The organism is Xanthomonas sp. JL1, assembly GCF_038405005.1.
This window is the reverse complement of the sequence record NZ_JBBYGR010000008.1, coordinates 21,332-45,338: the sequence shown is the minus strand read 5'-3', so window position 1 is coordinate 45,338 and position 24,007 is coordinate 21,332. Positions and strand designations below refer to the sequence as shown.

Here is a 24,007-nt window from a genome sequence, read left to right as displayed (position 1 = left end):
GCCTGCATCCTGGAGCAGATGTCTACAGTGATGGACTCGGTGCGTTTCGAGCACTGGAAGCCGAGCACGCGCACACGGTGATCGAAGGCAGCGGTCGAAGTCGCTGCGAGGCAGAGAACGCACGCTGGGTCAACGTGGTGTTGTCCAACCTAAAGCGTTCGCTGGACGGTGCCTATCACGCCTTCAAATTCGCCAAATACGCCCAGCGCTACCTGGCAGAGACGATGTGGCGGTTCAACCGCCGTTTCGATCTGACCCGGCTGGTGCCCAGCTTGCTGGCCGCCGCAGCCGCCAGCAAGCCGTGGTCCGAGCGGGCCCTGCGTGATGTCACCATGTTCACCGCTGAAAGTGCGTGCTAATCAGGTGAAAGATTGTGTTGACCCAGCTGTGCCTGGATTGGGCGAATGCGACGCCATCGATCTCGCGACGGCTGCAGCAATGGGCTAGCGCGCTTTCGGCTGGGGTGCGGATCTGCTATCGCTGCGCCCGTAGCAACAGGCGGTCCTGTTCGGTTCCTGCTGCTGCAATCGAACCTGGTTCATGAAGGCGGATCGGTGTCTGCTTGCACTGACATCGATAATCTCTGCGCGAGCTGCGGTTTCAGCGAATGCATGCATCGCCGTGTCAGCTGGCTTGGCAGCGATCACCGCCGTAATCCTCAACGTGCCGGCTTGCGTTTGACGTAAAGCTGCTTGCGCACGCGTGCGACCACCTCGCCGTCGCGGTGATGCACCTCGTTTTCGAACCAGCGCAGATGCTTCTCGCCGCTTGCAGTGGCCTGGCGCAATTGCGCCAGCACGCTGTCGTCGATGACGAAATCCGCCGTCAACGTGCCGCGACCGGGCTTGACGAATTCGATGTTGCCGGCCTTGTCCCACACGTAATAGTCGCGGCCCAGGTTGTGAATGGTCAGCAGCATCCAGAACGGGTCGGTCATTGCGAACAGGCTGCCGCCGAAGTGGGTGCCGACGTAATTGCGATTCCACGGGCGATGGCGCAGTTCCACCCGCGCAAAGCGGTAGTCTTCCGACAGCACGGTGACGTGGATGCCGGCGAACAAAAACGGCCGCCAGAGATTGAGGCCGAACTTGAACAGTGATGCACGCATGCGGGCCTTTTTCCGTGACGAGGGAAGGTGTGCAGCATGACATTCGCATGCGTATGGATGGAGTGTGTCGGCATGCTGGTCGGTCTGTTGCTGCTCACTGCGCATCGGTGTCACCGTTATCGATCTCCCGGGTGCCGAAGCCTTGCAGGCCCAGAACGCAAACGCCGGGCACAGGCCCGGCGCGCATCCGGCGGTGAGCAGGACGATCGCACGACCGTCCACACGCAGCCTGATGTCAGGCGTCAACCCCGGTGCTTAAAACACCAGTGCCGACATCTTGCGACGATAGCGGCCGACCAGATCCTCGTCCTCGATCACGCGGAACGCATCGATCAGGCTGCGACGCGGCCGATTGTCGTCGAACGTACGGTCTTGCCGCAGCATTTCCAGGAACTGCTCCAGCGCGGCTTCGTCGTTGCCATCGAGCAGGTGACGCACGCCGAGCAGGTGACGCGCGCGCAGGTCGGCGCCGTTGGCATCGACGGTGGCCTGCAGCGTGCCGGCATCCGGGGCATCCTTGAGCACGTTGGCAAAGCTCAGCCGCGCCTTGGCGCGCACCGCGCGGTCGTCGGTGGCCAGGTTGGCGGGCAGGGCATCGATCAACTGTTCGGCCTCGGCGGTGTCGCCGGTCTTGAGCAGGGCCAGCGCCAGGTCCAGCTTGAGCTCGTCCTTGTCCGGCTGGGCTGCGATCGCCTCACGCAGCGCCGCGGCCTGCGCCTGCGGGTCGAGCGGCGCCAGCGGCACTTCTTCGGCCACCTGCGGCTCGGCCGGCAGCACACCGTGCTGTGTCAGGAACTCGCGCACCTGGCCTTCCGGCATCGCGCCCGGGAAGCCGTCGACGATCTCGCCGCCCTTGACCAGAAACACCGTCGGCACCGAGCGGATCTGGAACGCGGCGGCGATCTGCTGTTCCTTGTCCACATCGACCTTGCCCAGCTCGAAGGCGCCGTTGTACTCGCCGGCCAGCTTTTCCAGGATCGGCGTCAGCGACTTGCAGGGGCCGCACCAGACGGCCCAGAAGTCCACCAGTACCGGTGTCGTCAACGATTTGTGCAGGACCTCGGTCTCGAAGGTGTCGGTGGTGGCATCGAATACATGCGGCTTGTCGGACATGGGCTTCCAGAAGTGAGTGCGGCAACAGTGGGAGGTAATGGTGGCAAACGCCGCTGACACAAGCCTAGCCCCAATGCGGCGTCTCGGCGGGGGCGCTGCCGTCTCCGGCACGGTCGTGGCCATGTCGGGGGTTCACGTCGCGCCCGCCCGGCACGACAATGCCGCGTTCTGGCGGCGCATCGCGCCCCGTGCTGGAGCAACACAATGCCAACCACCGACAGCGCACAGCGCTACCTGGGCCTGATCGCCGCGACGCTCTTCGTGCTGGCGCTCGCCGGTTTCGGCGCCACGCTGCCGGGCTATCTGCAGGCCAGCCACCCGGTGGCGCTGTTGGGGGCGCAAGGCGTGCCGCATGCGTTGGGCTTCAATCTGGTCGCCTTCGTGCTGGTGGGCGCGCTGGGCATGGCCACCGGGGTCAGCCTGCTGGCGCGCATGCCGGCCAAGGCCAGCTGGAGTCTGCGCGTGGGTGGGCAGTTGATCGTGCTGGCCGGCCTGGCCTTCCTCGGCATGGGGATGCTGCCGCTGGACCCCACCGATCTGGATGGCCGCGCCAGCCAGGCCCATGCCACCGCCTGGTTGTTGTGGGCGGTGGCGTTCGTGCCCGGCATGCTGTTGATTGCCGCTGCGCTGCTCAACGGTGCAAACAGCCGCATGCTGGCCTGGCTGAGCCTGGCGGCGGGGCTGCTGGTGGCGGTGCTGGCGTTCGGCCCGCCAGGCCTGCTGCGCCAGGCCATTGCCCAGCGGCTGGCGTTCCTGGCCTGGGTCGGCTGGCTGGCGGTGGCGGCCTGGGCGTGGCCGGCAAAGTCCACGGTCTAAGACAACGGTTTGGTGCACCTGCTGCACTGCGGTACCCTGTACCGCTTTGCACCGCCCGAGCATCCGCTCCCAATGTCCACCGTCGAACCGAACGTCTACGACCCGCACCAGGTCGAAACCTCCGCCCAGCAGTTTTGGGATGCCACCCGCGCCTTCCAGGTCGACGAGAGCTCGGAAAAACCCAAGTTCTATTGCCTGTCGATGCTGCCCTACCCGTCCGGTGCGCTGCACATGGGCCATGTGCGCAACTACACCATCTCCGACGTGGTCAGCCGCTACAAGCGCATGACCGGCCACAACGTGCTGCAGCCGATGGGCTGGGATGCGTTCGGATTGCCGGCGGAAAACGCCGCCATCAAGAACAAGACCGCGCCGGCCAAGTGGACCTACGCCAACATCGCGCACATGCGCGCGCAGCTGAAGTCGCTGGGCTACGCCATCGACTGGTCGCGCGAGTTCGCCACCTGCACGCCGGACTATTACGTGCACGAGCAGCGCATGTTCACCCGGCTGATGCGCAAGGGTTTGGCCTATCGCCGCAATGCGGTGGTGAACTGGGATCCGATCGATCAGACCGTGCTGGCCAACGAGCAGGTCATCGACGGCCGCGGCTGGCGCTCCGGCGCGGTGGTGGAAAAGCGCGAGATTCCGCAATGGTTCCTGCGCATCACCGATTACGCGCAGGAATTGCTCGACGGTCTGGACCAGCTGGACGGCTGGCCGGACTCGGTCAAGACCATGCAGCGCAACTGGATCGGCCGCTCCGAAGGCCTGGAAATCCAGTTCGACGTGCGCGACACCAACGGTGCCGCACTGGATCCGCTGCGCGTGTTCACCACCCGCCCGGACACGCTGATGGGCGTGACCTTCGTGTCGATCGCCGCCGAGCATCCGCTGGCGTTGCATGCGGCCAAATCCAACCCGGAACTGGCCGCGCTGCTGGAAACGCTCAAGCACGGCGGCGTCTCCGAGGCCGAGCTGGAAACCCAGGAAAAGCGCGGCATGGCCACTGGCCTGACCGCAGTGCATCCCATCAGCGGCGAGCAGGTGCCGGTGTGGGTGGCCAACTTCGTGCTGATGGGCTACGGCACCGGCGCGGTGATGGCGGTGCCCGGCCACGACCAGCGCGATTTCGAATTCGCCAACAAGTACGGCCTGCCGATCGTGCAGGTGGTCAAGCTACGCGAGCCGCGCAACGACGACGAGCAGCGCTGGGACGCCACCGAGTGGCGCGATTGGTACACCGACAAGAGCCGCGAGCTGGAGCTGATCAATTCGGCCGAGTTCGATGGCCTGGATTTCGGTGGTGCCTTCGAAGCCTTGGCTGAGCGCTTCGAGCGCAAGGGCCAGGGCCAGCGCCGGGTCAATTACCGCCTGCGCGACTGGGGCGTGAGCCGCCAGCGCTACTGGGGCTGCCCCATTCCGGTGATCTACTGCCCCAAGTGCGGCGCGGTGCCGGTGCCGGAAGACCAGTTGCCGGTGGTGCTGCCGGAAAACGTGGAATTTGCCTGTACCGGTTCGCCGATCAAGACCGATCCGACCTGGCGCCAGACCACCTGCCCGGACTGCGGCGGCCCGGCCGAGCGCGAGACCGACACCTTCGACACCTTCATGGAATCGAGCTGGTACGTGGCGCGCTACACCAGCCCGAACGCACGCGAGATGGTCGATCGCCGCGCCAATTACTGGATGCCGGCCGACCTGTACGTGGGCGGCATCGAGCACGCGATCCTGCACCTGATGTACTTCCGCTTCTATCACAAGCTCATGCGCGATGCGCGGCTGGTGGACAGTGACGAGCCGGTGACCAACCTGCTCACCCAGGGCATGGTCATCGCCGACACGTTCTATCGCGATGCCGACAACGGCGGCAAGGACTGGATCAACCCGGCCGACGTGGAAATCCAGCGCGACGAGCGCGGCCGCGTCACCGGTGCGGTGCTGATCGCCGACGGCCAGCCGGTGCACATCGGCGGCACCGAGAAGATGTCCAAGTCCAAGAACAACGGCGTGGACCCGCAGTCGATGGTGGCCAAGTACGGCGCCGATACGGTGCGGCTGTTCTCGATGTTCGCCGCACCGCCGGAGCAATCGCTGGAATGGAACGAAGCCGGCGTGGACGGCATGGCGCGCTTCATGCGCCGGCTGTGGGCGCAGGTGCACAAGCATGTGGGCGAGGGCGCTGCCGTCGCGCTGGACGTTGCCGCGTTGAGCGCCGAGCAGAAAGCGATCCGCCGCAAGACCCATGAAACCATCGGCAAGGTCAGCGACGACTACGGCCGCCGCCACAGCTTCAACACCGCCATTGCCGCAGTGATGGAACTGTCCAACGCGCTGGCCAAGTTCGACGACGCCAGCGACCAGGGCCGTGCGGTGCGCCAGGAAGCGCTGGAAGCGATGGTGCTGTTGCTCAACCCGATCACCCCGCACGCCAGTCATGCGTTGTGGCAAGTGCTCGGTCGTGGCGAAACGCTGCTGGAAAACGTCGCGTTTCCGCAGGCCGATGTCAGCGCGCTGGTGCGCGATGCACTGACGCTGGCGGTGCAGATCAACGGCAAGTTGCGCGGCACCATCGACGTCGCCGCCGATGCGGCCCGCGAACAGATCGAGGCACTGGCGCAGGCCGAGCCGAATGCCGCCAAGTTCCTCGATGGCCTGAGCGTGCGCAAGATCATCATCGTGCCGGGCAAGATCGTGAATATCGTCGCGGGATAAGGGGTGCCGATGCGGCGGTTTGCCATCGCCGGTTCGGACAGTTCGTCGGATCGGCGCGGTCGCACGGTGATGGAGTGGCTACCGCGCTTCTTTGCAATTGGTGGTGGGGGCGCGTGGCGAAGCATCAGGGACGTTGCCGCTGTCGTTGCTTGCGACACACCGCGCCCGCGGGTCGATGCGTGGGTGGGTTGCTGCGATGGTCCTGGCGATGCACTGCATTGGCGCGCAGCGACAGGTAGGCGGGGGGCTTGGTGTTTCATTTCACCGCTGCGTGCCGGCGCGCTGGTGTGATTTCCATGCTGGTTCCTGGTGCTCGCTGCATCAGGGCGTGGCGACGCGTCGATGAGTTTCCGCGATGGTTATCGGTACGTCTTTATCACTGGCGCGTGGCGACGCGTTTGTCATTTCTGGGGCGCCGCGGTGTACTGCGGCGCCTCTCAAGCCCCGTTCACGCGGTGTCGGGCAGGCTAGCCGCCTGTTGCCGCCGCCGGGGCGCTCATCCAGACTGTGCCCATGATTCGATTTCCTACTGCCTTCGCTGCCTCACTCGTGCTCGTCTCGAGCCTCACCGCCTGCGGTTTCCATCTGCGTAATTCGCTGGCGTTGCCGCCCGACACGCCGGCGGTGAAGGTGCAGTCCGCCGTGCAGTACAGCGAGCTGGCCAAGCTGTTGCGGCGGGGCCTCAAGGCTTCCGGCGCCACGCTGGCCGATGAAGACGCCAAGACCGGCTTCGCACAGGTGCAGGTGTTGTCCGAGCGCTGGGGCGATCTGCCGATCGCCATCGACAGCCAGGGCCGTGCCCAGGAATACAGCCTGCGCTACGCAGCCATTTTCACTGTCACCACCGCCAATGGCGCGGTGCTGGTGCCGCAGCAGGTGATCGAGCTGTCGCGCGACTACGTGTCGCCGCCGGTGGACGCCACCGGTACCGCGACCGAGCGCGAGATCCTTGCCGACGAACTGCGCAAAGACATGTCGGCCTCGATCCTGCGCCGTATCGACAGCGTGGTACGTGCACGTTTGAAGCATGGCGAAAGCCTGGAAAGCACCCCGACTGCGCCCTTGCCGCCGGCCCCGGTGCAGCCCACAACACCGCCCGAATCCAGCGTGCCGGCTGCGCTGCCGCCCGCGCCGACCTCGGGCAACTAAGCCGCGCCCGCTCTTTTCCGCTATGGAACTTCGCCCCGAGCAACTGGCCGGCCAGTCCAACCAGCCGTTGCAGCCAGTCTATCTGATCGCCGGCCCGGAGACCTTGCGTGTGCTTGAGGCCGCCGACGCTGTGCGCGCGCGCGCGCGCGCTGAAGGCATCGGTGAACGCGAAGTCTTCGATGCCGATGGCCGCGATTTCGACTGGAATCAGCTCGACGCCAGCTTCAACGCGCCCAGCCTGTTCAGTCCGCGCCGCCTGGTCGAGGTGCGCCTGCCCAGCGGCAAGCCCGGCAAGGATGGCGCCGAGGTCATCACCCGCTTCTGCGCCAACCCGCCGCCGGACGTGGTGCTGCTGATCACCGCCAACGACTGGAGCAAGGCGCATCAGGGCAAGTGGGCCGAGGCCGTCGGCCGCATCGGCACGATTGCCGTTGCCTGGGCGATCAAGCCGCATGAACTCTCCGACTGGATCGAGCGTCGCCTGCGTGCGCACGGCCTGCGTGCCGACGCCGCCGCGGTGCAGCGCCTGAGCGAGCGGGTGGAAGGCAACCTGCTTGCCGCTGCGCAGGAAATCGACAAGCTCGCTCTGCTGGCCGATGGCAAGACACTGGATCTGCAGGCGATGGAGTCGTTGGTGGCCGATGCCGCACGCTACGACGTCTTTCGGCTGGCCGAAACCACGTTTTCGGGGCAGCCGGCCGCGGTGATCCGCATGCTTGCCGGCCTGCGCGCCGAAGGCGAGGCGGTCGCCGCGCTGATGCCGATCCTCATCAAGGAATTACTTCGCACTGCGTCGCTGGCGAAGGTGCAGGCCAACGGCGGCAACCTCGCTGCCGAAATGAAGGCGCAGGGGCTGTGGGAATCGCGCCAGGCGCCATTCAAGCGCGCGCTGCAACGTCACCCCGAACCGCGTCGCTGGGAGCGCTTCGTCGCCGAAGCCGGGCTGGTCGATCGCATGGCCAAAGGTCGCGCCGACGGCGACGCCTGGGTGGGTCTGGAACGCCTGCTGGTGGCCGTGGCCGAAGCCCGCGCGGTGAGATTGTTGGCGTGACCGCGAGGGAGGCCGGAACCGCGGAGCAGGGCGCAGGCTCAGGAGAGCGGGAGTTGCCGACTAGCGCAACCGCAGACCCAAGCACACAGCCGGCATTCCTCGCGAGCGCCACTCCGACGTCAGCGACTATCAACGCCCCCGCCGCCTCAGACCCGCGCCTTTCCGACTCCCAAATCCCGACTCCCGACTCCCGGCCCCACACCGATTCCCGATTCCCGATTCCCGATGCCAGGCTGCATCTCTACTACGGCGGCACCTTCGACCCGATCCATGTAGGCCATCTGGCCATTGCCTGCGCGGCGCGCGACGAACTGGGAGCACGCGTGCACCTGGTGCCGGCCGCCGACCCGCCGCATCGCCCTGCGCCCGGCGCCACCGCCGCGCAGCGTGCGCAGATGCTGCAGCTGGCGCTGTCCGACTATCCCGGGCTGCAACTGGATACCCGCGAACTGCAGCGCGCCGCGCATAGCGATGCGCCGTCCTACACCGTCGATACCTTGCGCGCGCTGCGTGCCGAATTCGGCTCCGCCGCCCCAATCGCCTGGCTACTGGGCGCCGATGCTTTTGTCGGGCTGGACCATTGGCATGCGTGGCAGGCGTTGTTCGGGCTGGCGCACTTCGTGGTGGCCGCACGACCGGGTACCACATTGGAGCTGGCCGACGCACCGCAGCTGGCCGCGGCGGTGCAGGGCCGCTGGGTCGCCAGCGCAGGCGACCTGGTCAGCGCGCCGGCCGGCCGCCTCTATTTGCTGCATCAGCCCTTGCGCGGCGAATCGGCCAGCGCAGTGCGTTCGCGCATCGCCACCGGCGCCGAATGGCAAGCCCTGGTGTCGCCGCCAGTGGCCGCAATGATTCAGCGCGAAGGCCTGTACCGCAGCGCCTGCCCGGCTAGCTGAACACGCGTCCGGCCGGACCGGCCTATAATTCACGCCAATTCCATCGAGTTGCCGCTTTGACCAGCCAAGCCCAAGTCATCAAGACCTCCCTTCCGAACCCGCCACCGTCCGTGCCGGCCCTGTTGGCCACCGTGCGCGAGGCTGTCGAAGAACTGAAAGCCAAGGACGTGGTCGAGATCGATGTGCGCGGCAAGTCCAGTGTCTGCGACTACATGGTGGTGGTCTCGGGTACCTCGACCCGCCATGTCAAATCGATCGCCGACGAAGTGGTCAAGTTCGCCAAGCGTCTGGAGGTGATGCCGCTGGGCGTGGAAGGCGAGCGCGAAGCCGAATGGGTGCTGGTCGACCTGGGCGATGTGGTCGTGCATGTGATGCTGCCGCGCGTGCGCGAGTTCTATGCGCTGGAGCGCCTGTGGACCGTGGGCGACCAGCGTCCGTCCGATACGGACGAGTCCGGCGCGGACGAAGACTGAGAGCGCTTGGCATGCCGAAAAAAACTCGCGAATTGCCAGTTGCACCCGATTCACGGGTATTGCAGCAACTGCGTGGCCAGCCAGCGCAGGAAAACGGCCCGCCGCTATCGCCGGCGCGCAAACGCTTCGACCGGCTGCTGCACGATCTGCAGCGCCACCGCTCCGAATTGGAGGCCTGGCAGCATGCGCTCGCCCAGTGGCGCGAGCGCTACTTCGCCGAATTGCAGCCCTTGTTCGACCTTCGCTGTGCGGCCGACATCGCCTTGGTCGAAGAACTCGATCGCGCGTCTGTCGCGGTCAAACTGGGCAAGGCCGACCGGCAATTTTTGTCCGATCTGGTGTGCGATATCGCCGGCCCGTTGATCGAAGCAGGGCACGAAGCGCTACGGCCGATTTACGATCGCCATAGCGCGGTGAGCTACGAACAGGAAGTGTCCGAATCCGACGCCTTGATGAAGCAGATTCTTGGCGAAGCCTGTGGGCTGGATGCCGACGAACTGGATGGCATCGAGTCGCCTGAGGAACTCTACGAACGCGTCAGCGAGCGCTTGCAGCAGGAGCACGTGCAGCAACAGCAACGCCAGACGCAACGGCGCAAGCGCGCCGAAAAGAAAACGGTTGCCGGCAGTGCCGAACCGCCCCCGTTGCGCGAGCTCTATCGCAAGCTGGCCGGCAATCTGCACCCCGACCGCGCCACGGACAGCGACGACCACGCATCGCGTACCCTGCTGATGCAGCGGCTCAACGCCGCCTACAAGGCCGGCGATCTGCTGGGCCTGCTCGAATTGCAGGCAGAAATCGGCTTGCTGGACGCACAAGGCGTGGATGCGATGAGCCCGGCGCGACTGAAGGACTACAACCGCGAACTGGAGCGGCAGTGCAAGGATCTGCAACAGCAGGTGCTGCAGCAGGCATATGACTTCTGCGCCCAGTATGGACTGGATCTGCCGTCGCGCCCCAAGCCTGAGCGGTTGAGCAGGTTGATGGGCCAACTCAAGCGTGATGTTGAAGACGATCTGATCGAAGCCCGCCAAAGCCTGAGTGAACTCTCCGACCCAAAATCGTTCAAGCGTTGGCTGAAGATGCAACGCGTCATGTCGGACATGCCAGACGCTCCGTGGTTCTGAGGCGCGCTACTGGCGTTAGGCGATGTGCGCTTTGAGGCCGACAGTGCCGTGTATCACTCACATCTCGATCTCGTCCGCGGGTGGCGCTGCGATCACCCGCATTCGCAAGGCTCTCGCCCACCGGACACTCCCATCGATTTCTGGGAGTGGGTGAGCACTGCAAGTTGTCTGCCTTTGCCGGACGGACACGGGGTCGGTCAGGAATTGCTCCATCGACACCGGTTGGCCGCTCCGACAAGCGCAGCAAGGCCATTGCGCAGCGGCCGTCCAACCGCAGCCGGCCAGGAGTGAACAGGCCATACCATCGCCCGATTCAGCGCCGTGCTTACAACGGTCCGCGTTCCCACGGCCCGGTGATCGCGTGATGCCCGGCGTCTGGATGTTGACGAACAAGGTGCGCGCCAACGGGTCCCAACACGCACCGCAGAACTCCGTATCGCGGTAATCGTCTTCGGCAATCGTCTTGCCGGCGTCGGCAATCTGCTGCGAGGTCAGCTGCACACTCGCTGGCCTGCTGGATGCCGTTGACAATGCCGGTGTCGTACATCGCCGGCGCGCGGAACGGACTGCCTGCGCCGCGTTCGTGGTTGCGGATCAGCACATATTCCAGGCCGCGCAGCGGATCGCTGCCGGGACGCCAGTCGGGCCGGCGCAGGCCGACCACGGCCATGCCGTCATGCCGGTCGGGGCAAGGCTGACCATCGTCCATGCGCTCGCCGCTCCAGCCGAACGAGCGGTAGCTGAAGCCCTGCGGCAGCTGCAGCGGCCGCAGGCCGGTGCTCTGATCGGCGACCGGTGCGAGTGGGCCGTAACGGCTGGGAGCAGGCGCCAACCCTGTGGAGGACGAAGTGGCGGCCTGGGCCTGGCGCGACTGCAACGCGCTCAAGCTGCCAAGGGCGCCGGCAGCCATGACGGCGGCACCGCACTTGAGAACCTGGCGGCGGGCGGGATCGAAAATCGGCATTGAGCGACTCCTGCGTGGCTGGGTGATCGAGCGCCACGAATTGCCAGCTGTAACCACACCATGACGCGCGATGACACATCGCCGCGGACTGCCCGGGCTGTGACGCGGATATCATGTGCGGATGAAATGCCGATTGATCGCCACTGGCGAACGTGCGCCGTCGTGGGTAGCGCAAGGGTTTGCCGAATACCAGAAGCGTCTCTCGCACTGGATGCCGCTGGAGCTCGTCGAGATCGAGCCCGGCCTGCGCGGCAAAGGTCGCGATGCACAGCGCGCGACCGACGACGAAGGGCGCCGCGTGCTCGCCGCACTTCCGAAAAATGCCTACGTGGTGGCGCTCGATGTGCCGGGGCGCCCACTCAGTTCCGAACAGCTCGCCCAGCGCATGGAGCATTGGCGCGGGCAGGGCCGCGACCTGGCGTTGTTGATCGGCGGGCCCGAAGGCCACTCGGCAGAGGTGCTGAAAAGCGCCAGTGAAAGCTGGTCGATCGGCCCGCTCACCCTGCCGCACATGCTGGTGCGCCTGATCGTCGCCGAGCAGTTGTATCGGGCCGCAGCGATGCTGGCCAATCATCCTTATCACCGCGCATAGCAGCGCGTGCAGTGGTCCACATCCAGCAGCAAGCTTAGGGCGTCGCGTCACGCCACCAATGACGAAACCGAGCGGCTAACAACACGTCGCGAGCAGTCGCCAGGTCGGTATGGATTGCGCTGAAGAGCTGCAGTGATCGCGTGCCACATGCCGATTCCGAACGCTGGCCGTGTCTGTTTGACGGCTGCGTGGTCGTCTTATTCGTCGCTCCAAGTTGCACGCGCGATGCGCAGTGTCAGGCGCGTGATAACGCGATGGGCCGTCCCGGCTATCGATGCGTGTGCGTCATTCAAACAGATGCTGCGGCGATGTTGCACTTTGTTGCCGACCCGAGCGCACGCGTTCGTAGTGGCTGGGTGGGCAGTTGTCGTTCGTCTGGGCTGCGTCGTATCGATGCGGCGGCTGCAATTGCAAGCCGCCGCATCGGGTTGCCACTCAATGCAACGAGAAGCTTACCGGCACCAGACCATAGGCCTGCGGCCTGGCCGTTCTGCATCGCCGGCTGGAAGCGCCAGCTGCGCAGCACTTGGCTACGTGCGGCCAGGTCGAGCGCGCGATGACCACTGCTGGTCTGCACACTCACTTCGGCCGGACGCCCATCGGTGCCGACCAATACGCGCAGCATCACCGTGCCTTGCTGACCTGCGCGCAGTGCGGCCGCCGGATAGGTTGGCGCTGGCGAACTCAGATACTGCAATTGACCCGCTTCGATCGGGCCGCTGGGTGTGGTGGTCGTGGGCGCACTTTCTGCTGCGACGTCGGAGATCGTCGCGGGAACGGCAAACACCGCGCTATCGACCACTGGCTCCTGCGTGATCACTGCGGCTTGCACCGGCACCGGCAGCGTTTTGGTCGGTGGATGCGTTTTCGGCGTGAATGTTACGTTGACTGGAAAAACAATCGGTGGCGGCGGCGTGGGGATGCTGACCGGCAGGAGCCAGCGCTCTTTGGGTGCGGTCTGCTGGGGAATCGCGCGGTGAGAGAGCGGAATCAACAACAATCCGCCCGCCAGTAGGTGCAATGCCACGGCCGTGCTCATTGCCAGAACGCGCGAGGTGTCGATACCAAGGGGACGGGAAGAAACCTGCGATTGCGTGCGAACCATCATCCACCTCCAGAACGGAACTGCGGAAAGGACCTGCGCGACCCGGACGCACATCACCATCCGGTAGCCCAGGTTTACCGCAGCGTTGGTGGCCGCACAAGCGCCACGCGCGATTGCGTGGTTGCACCGTGCCCTTGAGGCGGCACCCATTGTCCTCACGGTGCTGGGCGATGCAGCGCGGTCGCGCGTGTCCAGACGCGTGGGTCAGTGGCAATCCTCCGCGCAAACAAAACGCCCAGCCGAAGCTGGGCGTGGATGCAAGAAAATCCCAGCCCTTTACAGAGCTGGGGAAACGACGCTGACGGGAGAGACGTCAGTAGTCGTATGACACGGACAGCACGGTGTAGCGCGGCTGGGTGAAATTGACCCCCATGCCGTAGGTGTTGGACAGCTTGTAGTGGTTGTCTTCCCAGATGGAATCCACCTGCAACGGCTTGCGCTCGTTGAAGATATTGAAGCCCTGCAGGGTGAAGGCCAGCTTTTTGTCGGCAAATTCCGGGCGGTAGGTCAGGCCCAGGTCGACGATCTTGGTCCATGGCAAGCGGCCGGCATCGCCCGGACGCGACGGCTGGCCGTTGCAGGTGTGGTACGAGGAGCCATAGCCCACCGGATCGCCTGCGGCGGAATTTTCGCTGATGCCGTTGATACTGACATACCCCAGGCAGGACTTCGGCGTGCCGGACAGCACGCGGATATTGCCTGCAATCAGCCATTCCGGTGCGATCTGGTAAGAGCCGTAAAGCTTGATCTGGTGGCGACGATCGTTGGCCAGGTAGCCGCCGGAGTACCACATCAGCGCAGCTGCATCCCAGTCCTGGGTCTTGGACACGTCGGCCTGGCCGATGTCCGACTTCACCTGGCCCTCGGTATTCCCGAAGTTGCGCGACACGGTGTAGTCGATGCGGCCTTCCCACGTGCCGTCGAACGGATGCTGCAGGAACAGATCCAGTGCCAGGTACTTGCGCTTGGCCTTCTTGTCGAAGCCCCAATCGGCCGACGACATTGAAAGCGCGGTGCGGCCGGACCCATCCAGGTTAGCCAGACTGAAGGAATTGGTTTCGCCCGGATTGAAGATGACGCACCCGGGAACATCGACCGTGCTGGGGTCCACGCCAATCGCGGTCAGCTTGGTGCGCATCTTGTCCGAATCGCAGACATCGTCGATGGTGGTGCCCAGGTTGCGGTAGGTGAACTTGGCGCCGGTGACCCAGTCGCTGCCCAGCGTCTTGTCGAAGCCGACCATGAACTCATCCTGGTACATCGATTTCAGGTTGTGGGCCGCAACTGACGCGACATCGGGTTGCTGCCCACACTCGCGATCGGAAGAGACGACATTTCCCGAGCACGAGACGCCGACGCTCGGATCCACCGGGATCGGCGTCAGGCCGGTCGGGTTGCCTTGGGCGTCGATACCGGTATAGGTGAAATATTCGCTCGTCTTCGTCGAGGGCGACGCACCACGAATGGCCACGCTATTGGGAAGCGCCAGATAATAGCGACCGACATTGCCGTAGACCTTCAACGACGAGTCGCCAAACGCATCCCAGCTGATGCCGAGCCGAGGCGCCCATTGGTCGCCGCTTTCCACATAGACCTTGCCAGCATCATTGAAATTGGTGAACTTGTCGTTGCGCACGCCCAGGATCAGCAACAGACGATCATTGATCTGCCACTTGTCCTCGAGAAAATAGGCTTTTTGCCTGACCGACATGCTGGTGGCTGTCTTGAAGACGCCGCGGTAGACGTAGTAGCCATTGCCGCCTGCCGGACCGACACCCAACGTGTCGGAGATAGGTACGTTGGGATCGAGGTTGTCGTAGGACCAGGTGTAGCCTGGTCCAGTGGTGAGTGCACCTTCGTTGTTGGCGTTGAAGTACATGTTGTCCACGCCGCTGGCAAGCGTATGACTGCCGAGCACGTACTCAAGGTCCAGGCGCAGGCCATGGGTACGATTCTCGCCATCGCGTGACTGGGTCGAGGTCTGGTTGTTGTGAATCTCGCCGCCACCGGTGATGGCCGGATCCTCCCGATTGGCGTTGTACAGATATGGAGCCAGGCTGGGATTGTTGCGATAGTCGCTCTGCTGGCTCTTGCCGTAGGTCGCGCTGAAGGTCAGTGCGTCGGTGATGTAGCTGGTGTATTTGCCGATGTAGTACCGGTCGTCGACCTTGACCGTATCGGCGAACGCACCGCTTGCGCTTCGGGCGATCACTCCAGGGTAGCTGAAATCGCTGTACGCGCCGCTTTCACGGTCGTTGTTCTTGACGCCGGTGAATTCAAGAATGTTGCTGTCATTGATGTTCCAGTCGACTTTGGCGTAGACCTTCGGCTTGTCCACACGATAGGTGTCTCGGCCGATGACCGAAGCGCCGCGGCTTGCGGTCGACACGCCGTCTTTCCGCTCCTGCTCGGCGGCAAGGAAAACGAACAGTTTGTCCTCAATGAGCGGTCCACCGACATAGGCGCTAAAGACCGTATTCCAGGCCTTGTCGCCCTTGCGGCTACGGTACAGCGTGCCGGGCAACTTTGGTTTGGAATAGGAATAGTCGGAAGAGGGCAGTGGCGTGTCTGGATAGAACACATCCTTGTAGTCGCTGGACAAGCTCTTCGGCCGCCACAGCATCTGGCCGCCGAAGTGCCACTCGTTGGTGCCACGCTTGCCAACCTGGCTGAGCACGCCGCCTGCCGAGCGGCCGTAGCGGGCGCTGTAGCCGCCGGTGTAGGTCTCCTGCTGGTCGATAGCGCCGTAGGGCAGGGTGACGCCGCCGATGTTGGTCAGCGGATTGGAGCTGAGATAGCCGTTGAGATAGTAGGCATTTTCAGTGACGCCGGCGCCGCCGAAGGAAATGGCGTTGCCGAAATAACCACTGCCCTGCACCGCGCCAGGCGACAACAGCGCGATCGCTTCGCCAGAGCGTGCCAGCGGCAAGCGCTGCAACTGCTCGGCAGTGATCACCGTGCGTGAGGCGGTCGCAGAAACATCCACCGGCGAGATGTTATTGCCGGTGACCGTGATGGTGCCCAGCGTGGCAGTGCCGCTAGACGCATGGCTGCTGCCGAAGGACACATCGGTGCCGGCGCCGACGCGCAATGCAATGTTCTTGCGCGTTTCGGCGGCCTGGCCTTCGCGTTGCAGAGTGACGGTGTAAGTGCCCACTGGCAGATTGCCGATGGCATAGCGGCCGCTGGCATCGACCGGCGCAGTGCGCGTAAAGCCGTTATCGCTCTGCGCGGTGACCGTTGCCCCCCCACTGGCCGGTGCGCTTCCATAGATACCGGCCGTGGTGCTTTGCGCGGCCGCAGTGCCCGTGGCGAGCATGCCGACGGCTCCGCTCAGTGCAAGCGCAAGCATGCTGATGCGGCCATAGCGCACAGGCGACGTGGAGCAGAAGAACGGGCGGCGGTGCCGTGCGGAATGGATGGTCATCTCTATCGCTCTCCAGATGGGCGCCGTCACGAATATGACGGTGCGCTGACATCTGATGCTAGAGAGCGGCTGCATCCGCTTAAAGAACGATTTCTCTAAATCTCATGTTTTTTTAAGCACAAACAACAGAAAACGCCTATCAAGAGCGGCTAACAACACGTCGCGAGCAGCTGTCAGGTGGGCGCGGCCGGCGCACTCGGAACCGGAATGTTAAGCGTGGTACATGCCGATTCCGAGCACCGGCCGCGCCCGCTTGGCGGCTGCGCAGTAGTCTTGATTAGCCGCTCTAAGACTGCAATAGCGTGACTCTAGGTGCTTTTAAGTAACCAGTTTTCAGGCTGAGGGAAGCTCGTGACTTTCAATCGCCGGGAGAGCGGTGCGCGGAGTCGACTGACCGCGTAAACGATACTGCCCTCCGAAGAAAGCAGTGCAAATGCAACACATCGTAGGTCTTGACGCAGTTCTAGCTTCTCAACGCCCAAGCTCGAACGTGACATCCAGGTTGATCGACAGCGTGCTTTCGCCCGGGGCCACCGGGGTGTCCATCTCGGCCTTGGCCGAGCGCAACGAGGCGGCCATCATCATCGGGCGCACCGCACCGCCGCTGCGGCCTTCGGAGATGCTGACAATGCGGCGCACCTTCAGGCCCAGCGACTTGGCATAGGTTTCGGCACGCGCCTGGGCTTTTTTCAGTGCGGCCACGCGTGCTTCGTCGTAGACCGGTTCAGGTTGGTCGATCGAGAAGCTCGGGCCGTTGATGTCGTTGGCGCCCTGCGCGACCAGGGCGTCGAGCACCTTGCCCAGCCGGGCGATGTCGCGGACCTTGAGGCTGACCGTGTTGCTGGCCTGGTAGCCGTTGATCTTGGGTGCCTCGTTCACTTTGTAGGTGTACTGCGGGCTCAGACTGATGCCGCTGGTCTGCACATCCTTGTCGGCGATGCCGGCGGTCTTCATTGCGGCCATGACCTTGCTCATCTGTTCGGCGTTCTGGCGCATGGCGGCGTTGCCGTCGGCGGACTGGGTGACCACGCCGGCAGACAGCGTGGCGACGTCCGGCACGCGCTTGGCCTCGGCCTCGGCCGACACATTGAGCAGGGTGCCGTCGCTGGGAACGGTGTAGCTCGACGCAGGTTGGGCGTGGGCGGTCATGGCGGTTCCGGCAGCGAGGGACAGCGCCAGCAACAACGGCTTGAGGTGAGTAAGCATGGGATCTCCTTGTCTGTGCGGCGAGCGTGTTGGCAGGTCGATGAATATGTTGTGAGTCGAACGCAACAAGGCGATCGGCAACGGCGCATGCGTTCATCAAGCAAGCGGGCGAGTGCGGGCAACAGGTATGCTGGACGGATGCTCTATCTCGCTTCCCGTTCGCCGCGCCGACAAGAACTCCTGCAACGCCTGGATGTGCCATTCCAGACGGTGCAACTGGATGTGCCCGAGCTGCGCGCAGCCGATGAATCGCCCGACCACTACGTGCAGCGCGTCGCGTTGGACAAGGCGCACGCCGGCCTGGCGCTGGTACAGGCCGCCGACCCCGATGCCATCGTGCTGGGCTCCGATACCGAAGTGGTGCTGGGCGAGCGGGTGTTCGGCAAGCCGGTCGATGTGGACGATGCCATCGCGATGCTGCGCGCGTTGTCCGGGCGCACCCACCAGGTGCTCACGGCAGTGGTTCTGGTCTGCGCACAGCGCGCGCCGGCGCAGGCACTGGTGGTGTCGGAGGTCACCTTCGACAGGCTCGATGACGCGCAGATCGCCGCCTACGCCGCCTGTGGCGAGCCGATGGGCAAGGCCGGCGCGTACGCGATCCAGGGCCGTGCCGAGCGCTTCATTCGCCATCTGTCCGGAAGCTATTCCGGCGTGATGGGATTGCCGCTTTATCACACCTCGCAGTTGCTCACAGCCTTCGGAGCGCATTGATGTCGGAAGAGATCTTGGTCAACGTCACTCCACGCGAGACCCGTGTGGCGGTGATCGAGAACGGCATGCTGCAGGAGCTGCATATCGAGCGCGGTTGGCGCCGAGGCGTGGTGGGCAATATCTACAAAGGCAAAGTGCAGCGGGTGATGCCCGGCATGCAGGCTGCCTTTGTCGAAGTAGGGCTGGAGCGTGCCGCCTTCCTGCACGCCAACGATGTGATCCGTCTGGCGCCGGCGCCGGCCAGCGTGGTCGATACCGAAGAAACGCCGATCCCGCCGCCACCGCCGGCCTCGGTGCCGATCGTGGAGCTGCTGCGCGATGGCCAGGACATCGTGGTGCAGGTGGTCAAGGACCCGATCGGCACCAAGGGGGCGCGGTTGACCACCCAGATCAGCATTCCGTCGCGCTATCTGGTGCTGCTGCCGCAGTCCAAGGTCGTTGGGGTGTCGGCGCGCATCGAAGACGAAGCCGAGCGGCTGCGCCTGAAGACCATCGTCAGCGAGGTCTCGGCCCAGCATGGCGGCTTCGGCTACATCATCCGCACCAATGCCGAAGGCCAGCCGGCCGAGGCGCTGGCCGAGGACATCGCGTATCTCTCGCGGGTCTGGAACGTGGTCGAGCGCCGCGGCCGCGAGGCGCCGCCGTGCAGCATCATCTACGAAGACCTGAGCCTGCCGCTGCGTGCGGTGCGCGACCTGATCCGCCGCGACGTGGAAAAGGTCAAAGTCGATTCCAACGAGACCTTCGTGCAATTGCAGGCCTTCGTGGCCAAGTACATGCCGGTGCTGGCCGAGCGGCTGGAGCTGTACACCGGCGACCGGCCGATCTTCGACCTGTACGGCGTGGAAGACGAGATCGGCCGTGCGTTGAACAAGCAGGTGCCGCTCAAGTCCGGGGGCTACCTGGTGATCGACCAGACCGAAGCGATGACCACCATCGACGTCAACACCGGCTCGTTCGTCGGTCAGCGCAACCTCGAAGAAACCGTGTTCCGCACCAATCTGGAAGCCGCACAGGCGGTGGCGCGGCAACTGCGCCTGCGCAACCTGGGCGGCATCATCATCATCGACTTCATCGACATGGACGACTCCGAGCATCGTCGTCAGGTGCTGCGCACGCTGGAGAAGGCGCTGGCACGCGATCACGCCAAGACCACCGTGTACGAGTTCTCGCCGTTGGGCTTGGTGGAGATGACCCGCAAGCGCACCGTCGAAAGCCTCGAGCGCCAGCTCTCGGAAACCTGCGGCCAATGCGGTGGGCGCGGCACCATCAAGACCGCCGAAACGGTGACCTACGAGATCTTTCGCGAGATCACCCGCGCGGTGCGCCAGTTCGATGCCGCGCGCCTGCTGGTGATCGCGTCGTCGAAAGTGGTCGCGCGCATCACCGACGAAGAATCGGCAGCCGTGGCCGAGCTGGAAGAGTTTCTCGGCAAGAGCATCCTCTTCCAGTCCGACGACCAGTATCTGCAGGAGCAGTTCGATGTGGTGCTGCTGTGAGGTCGGGATTGGAGAATCGGGATTCGGGATTTGTAAAAGCCGGCCCCGTCATGATGTGCGGCCAGCAGGCGCGTTGACGTTACCGTGCCCGGACACGCTGTAGCCAATCCCTAATCCCCAATCCCCGCTCCTGATGCCCACCCCGCTGCGCCGCCGTCTCCGCCTGTTTCGCCGCTATGCGATCACTGCCAGCGCGCTTGCGCTGGTGGCGGTCGCGTTGTTGGTGGGCGCGGCCAGCCAGGCGCTGCCGTTGGCCGAGCAACACCCGCAGCAGATTGCGCAGTGGCTGAGCCAGCGAGCCGGTCAGCCGATTGTCTTTGATCGGCTGCAGACCGAATGGACCCGCCGCGGTCCGCTGTTGCGGCTGGACGGATTGCGCATCGGTCCGCAGGGCGAGGTGCGCGTTGGCCAGGTGGAGGTGCTGCTGGCGATGTATGCGGGGCTGTTGCCGGGCCATTCGTTGACCGAAATACGCCTGCGTGGCCTGGCGCTGACCTTGCAACGCAGCGACGACGGTGTGTGGTCGGTCCAGGGCATGCCCGGCGGCGGAAACTCCGATCCGCTGGATGCGCTGCGCCGGCTCGGCGAGATCCAGCTGGCCGAAGCGCGCCTGCATGTGGCTGCGCCATCGATCGGCCTGGACACCACGTTGCCGCGCATCGACCTACGCCTGCGTGTCAGCGGGTCCACCGTCAAGGTGGGCAGCCGCAGCTGGATCGATCTCAAGCGCGCGCCGCTGACGGTGGTGCTGGCATTCGACCGCGACAGTGGCGATGGCAGCGCCTACGCACAAGCCGACCCGGCCGACCTGTCCGCGTGGACGTCGCTGCTGCACTTCGGCGGCATGCGCGTGGATGGCGGTGGCGGGCGTCTGCAAGCCTGGGCGCAACTGCGTGCACGCAAGATCGCTGCGGTGAGCGTGGATGCCGACCTGCAGCAGCTGCGCCTGTCCGGGGACGCGCTGCCGGGCGAGCGCGCGCGGCGCACACTGACCTGGGAGCGTCTGCAGGCGCGCGCACGCTGGCAGACCATCGACGGCGGCTGGCGGGTGGACGCGCCGCTGCTGCGCCTGGGTCAGGCAGCGCAACTGCAGCACCTGGACGGGCTGAGCATTGCCGGCGGGCGCCGCTATGCGGTGGTGGGCAAGCAGGTCGATGTCTCGGGCCTGATCGCCGCCGCGGCGCTGAGCGAGCAGTTGTCGCCCGCCTTGCGGCGCTGGCTCAGCCGGTCCAAACCGCAGCTGCGCGTGGCCGACCTGCAGGTCGACGGCGAGCAGGGCGGTGCGATGCGCGCGCAAGGCCAGATCGAAGAGCTGGGGTTTCTGCCGGTGGGCAATGCGCCGGGCATCAGCGGCCTGCGCGGCACCTTCGATGGCGACGCGCAGGGCGTAGAGCTGGACCCCGCGCCCGACGCGACGCTGCGCTTCGATTGGCCAACCGGTTTTGGCGTGGTGCATGAGATTCAGTTGGCCGGCAAGCTTGTCGGCTGGCGCGAAGGCGCTGGCTGGCAGGTCGCCACCTCGGCGCTGCGTGTGCAGGGCAAGGATTACGGCGCCAACGTGCGCGGCGGGCTGTGGTTCCAGGGCGATGGCAGCCGCCCGCGCATACAGCTGGCGGCACAGCTGGATGATGTGGCGTTGCCGGTGGCGCGCAAATTCTGGATCCGCTCCAAGATGAGCCAGGCCCTCATCGACTGGCTCGACATGGCTGTGGCTGGCGGCACCGTCACCGGCGGAACCGGCCTGGTCAGCGGCGATCTGGACGACTGGCCGTTCGACAATAACGACGGGCGCTTCGAAGCGTTCGGGCAGATTCGCGACGGCGTGATCCGCTTCCAGCCGGACTGGCCGGCGATGGAACAGGTCCAGGCGCACCTGAGCTTTATCGGCAACGGTTTCTCGCTGCGGGGGCAGGGCGACCTTGCGGGTACCCCGATCGCACAGGTGGAAGCGGGGATTCCCAGTTTCGCTACGTCCGAACTTTACGTCCGCGCCTCCACCCAGGCCGATGCGGCGCAACTACTCGGCATGCTGCGCAAGAGCCCGCTGGAGCGCCGCTATGGCGACACCTTGCGTAATCTCACCGTGTCCGGCCCGGCCACCGTGACCTTCGATCTGCTGCGTCCCTTGCGCACCTATGGCGTTGGCGGCCATTTGCAGGGCACGGTGGCGTTGCAGGGCGCCAAGCTGGCCGATGCGCGCTGGGATCTGGCCTTCGACCAGGTCAGCGGGCAGGCCGAGTACCGCGACACCGGCTTCGCCGCCGAGCATCTGAGCGTGCAGCACGAGGGGCGCAGCGGCGAGTTGTCGTTGCGCGCCGGCGGATTGGTGCAAAACCCTACGCAGGCCTTCGAAGCGCGTCTTGGCGCCACCCTGGATGCAAAGGAATTGTTCGACCGCGCACCGCAGATGGAGTGGCTGCGCCCGTACGTGCACGGCAGCGCACCCTGGCAGGTGGGCGTGGATGTGCCGCTGCTGTCGTCGGGGCAGACCGATGCCACTGCGATGCTGACGCTCCGGTCTAACTTGGTGGGTACCACGCTGGACCTGCCTGCGCCGCTGGACAAGGCCGCCAGACAGCCGCTGGATACCCAGGTCAAGGTGGCGCTGCCGGTGGGCGATGGCGATATCGATGTGGCGTTCGGCAAGCTGGTGGCGCTCAAGGCCAGCAGCCATGGCGAGCAGACCGGCGTGCGGGTGGTGATGGGTAGCGACACCGTCACCGAACGGCCACCGGCCAACGGGCTGGTGGTCACGGGGCGCGCCGCCTCGCTGGATGCGATCGACTGGATCAGCCTGGCGCGCACCACCAGCAGCGATGCAGACATGCCGCCGCTGCCCGGCCAGCCTGCCATTCCCAAGAAAGATGCGGTGCCGTTGCAGCAGGTGGACGTGCAGGCGGACCGCTTGCTGATGATCGGCGGCGTGTTCCCGCAAACGCGCCTGCGTCTGCGTCCCACCCGCGATGCGGTGGCGGTCACGCTGGCCGGCCCCTCGCTGGCCGGCCAGCTCACCGTGCCCACCGCCGATGGTGCAACCGTGCAGGGCACGTTGAAGACCGTGCACTGGCAGCCGGTGGCGGCGCCTGCTGAGCCGGCCGCGCCTGAACCCGGCGACCCGCTGGCCGGCGCCTTGCCGGAACCTGCACGTCGCGCCGTGGCCGAATTCGACCCGGTCTCGATTCCGCCGCTGGCATTGGATATCGACGATCTGCAGATCGGCAAAATGACCTTTGGTGCGGCCACCCTGCGCAGCAGCCGGCTCGTCGATGGCATGCAGGTGGATCAGTTGCAGCTGCGCTCGGACGACCAGAACATCGGCCTCACCGGTGCCTGGCGTGGCAAGGGCGACGCAGCCACGACGCGCCTGTCGGCGCGGGTGGACAGCCGCAACCTGGGCAATCTGCTGCAGAACCTCACCTTGGGCGGCCAGCTGCGTGGCGGCGAGGGAGAGCTGGAACTCAATGCCGGCTGGGAAGGCGCGCCCACTGGTTTTGCGCTTGGCTCGCTGGGCGGCAACCTCAAGGTCGATGTGCGCAATGGCCAGTTGCTGGAAGTGGACCCAGGCGCCGGCCGCGTGCTCGGCCTGCTCAGCGTGGCGCAGCTGCCGCGTCGGTTGATGTTCGACTTCCGCGATTTCTTCTCCAAGGGCCTGGCCTTCAACAAGTTGGCCGGCGAAGTGCGCTTCGGCGAGGGCTTCGCGCACACCGATGCCATCCGCATCGAAGGCCCGGCTGCCGACATCGCCATCCGCGGGCAGACCGACCTGCGCGCGCAGACCTTCGACCAGACCGTGGATGTGAATCCCAGGGCCGGCAATCTGCTGACCGTGGTCGGCGCAGTTGCCGGTGGCCCGGTGGGTGCGGCCGTCGGCGCGGCGGCCAACGCGGTGCTCGCTAAACCGCTGGGTGCGATCGGTGCCAAGACCTACCACGTCACCGGGCCATGGAAAGAGCCGCAGGTAGATGTGGTGGAGCGCGAGGCGCGCGAGCGGGCGCCTCGCAAACCGGCCGCCCCATCGGGTACATCCGGCAAGGCAGATCCGACGCTGCGCTGAC

16 protein-coding genes, 2 other RNA genes and 2 pseudogenes are annotated in these 24,007 nt (G+C 65.2%); 12 read left to right on the top strand and 8 right to left on the bottom strand.

The window, feature by feature from the left end; all coding sequences use genetic code 11:
- Positions 1-359: transposase (locus tag WJW29_RS01920; RefSeq protein ID WP_146761664.1), on the top strand; the 359-nt coding region annotated here is incomplete at its 5' end.
- A gap of 299 nt (positions 360-658) precedes the next feature.
- Here the strand turns inward: WJW29_RS01920 and WJW29_RS01915 are convergent.
- Together WJW29_RS01915 and trxA are read right to left on the bottom strand one after the other, a co-directional pair.
- Positions 659-1,108, bottom strand: a complete 450-nt coding sequence (locus WJW29_RS01915) for a DUF4442 domain-containing protein (RefSeq protein ID WP_011409108.1) — start codon at positions 1,106-1,108, stop codon at positions 659-661.
- A gap of 255 nt (positions 1,109-1,363) precedes the next feature.
- Positions 1,364-2,221: a thioredoxin gene (trxA, locus tag WJW29_RS01910; protein WP_011409107.1), complete on the bottom strand. Its 858-nt coding sequence runs from the start codon at positions 2,219-2,221 to the stop codon at positions 1,364-1,366.
- A gap of 204 nt (positions 2,222-2,425) precedes the next feature.
- Between trxA and WJW29_RS01905 the strand changes: the two genes are divergently transcribed.
- The 7 genes from WJW29_RS01905 to WJW29_RS01875 all read left to right on the top strand — a co-directional run bounded on the left by WJW29_RS01905 (position 2,426) and on the right by WJW29_RS01875 (position 10,448).
- A complete protein-coding gene (locus WJW29_RS01905) occupies positions 2,426-3,037 on the top strand; it encodes a DUF998 domain-containing protein (protein ID WP_011259826.1) in 612 nt (203 codons plus the stop codon).
- A gap of 72 nt (positions 3,038-3,109) precedes the next feature.
- Positions 3,110-5,752, top strand: coding sequence for a leucine--tRNA ligase (gene leuS / locus WJW29_RS01900; RefSeq protein ID WP_011409106.1), 2,643 nt, complete (start codon positions 3,110-3,112; stop codon positions 5,750-5,752).
- Positions 5,753-6,265: 513 nt separating this feature from the next.
- Positions 6,266-6,901 carry an LPS assembly lipoprotein LptE gene (lptE, locus tag WJW29_RS01895; protein WP_011409105.1) on the top strand — a complete coding sequence of 212 codons (636 nt, stop codon included), beginning with the start codon at positions 6,266-6,268 and terminating at the stop codon, positions 6,899-6,901.
- A 22-nt stretch (positions 6,902-6,923) separates the two neighbouring features.
- Positions 6,924-7,952, top strand: coding sequence for a DNA polymerase III subunit delta (gene holA, locus WJW29_RS01890; RefSeq protein WP_011259823.1), 1,029 nt, complete (start codon positions 6,924-6,926; stop codon positions 7,950-7,952).
- Positions 7,949-8,848: a nicotinate-nucleotide adenylyltransferase gene (gene nadD / locus WJW29_RS01885; RefSeq protein WP_011409104.1), complete on the top strand. Its 900-nt coding sequence runs from the start codon at positions 7,949-7,951 to the stop codon at positions 8,846-8,848. The genes holA and nadD overlap by 4 nt, the downstream gene beginning before the upstream one ends.
- A 56-nt stretch (positions 8,849-8,904) precedes the next feature.
- Complete coding sequence (gene rsfS / locus WJW29_RS01880; protein WP_011259822.1) at positions 8,905-9,321, top strand: ribosome silencing factor; 417 nt, start codon at positions 8,905-8,907, stop codon at positions 9,319-9,321.
- Between the two features lie 11 nt (positions 9,322-9,332).
- Positions 9,333-10,448 carry a J domain-containing protein gene (locus tag WJW29_RS01875; RefSeq protein ID WP_011259821.1) on the top strand — a complete coding sequence of 372 codons (1,116 nt, stop codon included), beginning with the start codon at positions 9,333-9,335 and terminating at the stop codon, positions 10,446-10,448.
- 508 nt (positions 10,449-10,956) lie between these two features.
- On the opposite strand, the pseudogene WJW29_RS01870 reads toward WJW29_RS01875, so the two are convergent.
- A pseudogene (locus WJW29_RS01870) lies at positions 10,957-11,412 on the bottom strand (alkaline phosphatase PhoX); the annotation flags it as partial.
- A gap of 121 nt (positions 11,413-11,533) precedes the next feature.
- Here WJW29_RS01870 and rlmH point away from each other — a divergent pair.
- Positions 11,534-12,004, top strand: a complete 471-nt coding sequence (gene rlmH, locus WJW29_RS01865; RefSeq protein ID WP_011409102.1) for a 23S rRNA (pseudouridine(1915)-N(3))-methyltransferase RlmH — start codon at positions 11,534-11,536, stop codon at positions 12,002-12,004.
- A 73-nt stretch (positions 12,005-12,077) separates the two neighbouring features.
- Here the strand turns inward: rlmH and WJW29_RS01860 are convergent.
- The 5 genes and pseudogenes from WJW29_RS01860 to WJW29_RS01840 form a co-directional block, all read right to left on the bottom strand.
- Positions 12,078-12,153: non-coding RNA, sX9 sRNA (locus WJW29_RS01860), on the bottom strand.
- A gap of 286 nt (positions 12,154-12,439) precedes the next feature.
- Positions 12,440-13,043 (bottom strand): annotated as a pseudogene (locus WJW29_RS01855) (TonB family protein).
- Between the two features lie 379 nt (positions 13,044-13,422).
- Positions 13,423-16,536 (bottom strand): TonB-dependent receptor, encoded by a 3,114-nt coding sequence (locus tag WJW29_RS01850; RefSeq protein WP_011409100.1) that lies wholly within the window; start codon positions 16,534-16,536, stop codon positions 13,423-13,425.
- A gap of 147 nt (positions 16,537-16,683) precedes the next feature.
- Positions 16,684-16,761: non-coding RNA, sX9 sRNA (locus tag WJW29_RS01845), on the bottom strand.
- A 246-nt stretch (positions 16,762-17,007) separates the two neighbouring features.
- Positions 17,008-17,742 (bottom strand): SIMPL domain-containing protein, encoded by a 735-nt coding sequence (locus WJW29_RS01840; protein ID WP_011409099.1) that lies wholly within the window; start codon positions 17,740-17,742, stop codon positions 17,008-17,010.
- A gap of 138 nt (positions 17,743-17,880) precedes the next feature.
- Here WJW29_RS01840 and WJW29_RS01835 point away from each other — a divergent pair, with 138 nt between their 5' ends.
- The 3 genes from WJW29_RS01835 to WJW29_RS01825 all read left to right on the top strand — a co-directional run bounded on the left by WJW29_RS01835 (position 17,881) and on the right by WJW29_RS01825 (position 24,006).
- Positions 17,881-18,453 (top strand): Maf-like protein, encoded by a 573-nt coding sequence (locus tag WJW29_RS01835; RefSeq protein ID WP_011409098.1) that lies wholly within the window; start codon positions 17,881-17,883, stop codon positions 18,451-18,453.
- A complete protein-coding gene (gene rng / locus WJW29_RS01830; RefSeq protein WP_011259814.1) occupies positions 18,453-19,952 on the top strand; it encodes a ribonuclease G in 1,500 nt (499 codons plus the stop codon). The genes WJW29_RS01835 and rng overlap by 1 nt, the downstream gene beginning before the upstream one ends.
- Positions 19,953-20,085: 133 nt before the next feature.
- Positions 20,086-24,006: a YhdP family protein gene (locus WJW29_RS01825; RefSeq protein ID WP_011409097.1), complete on the top strand. Its 3,921-nt coding sequence runs from the start codon at positions 20,086-20,088 to the stop codon at positions 24,004-24,006.
- Position 24,007 lies beyond the last annotated feature (1 nt).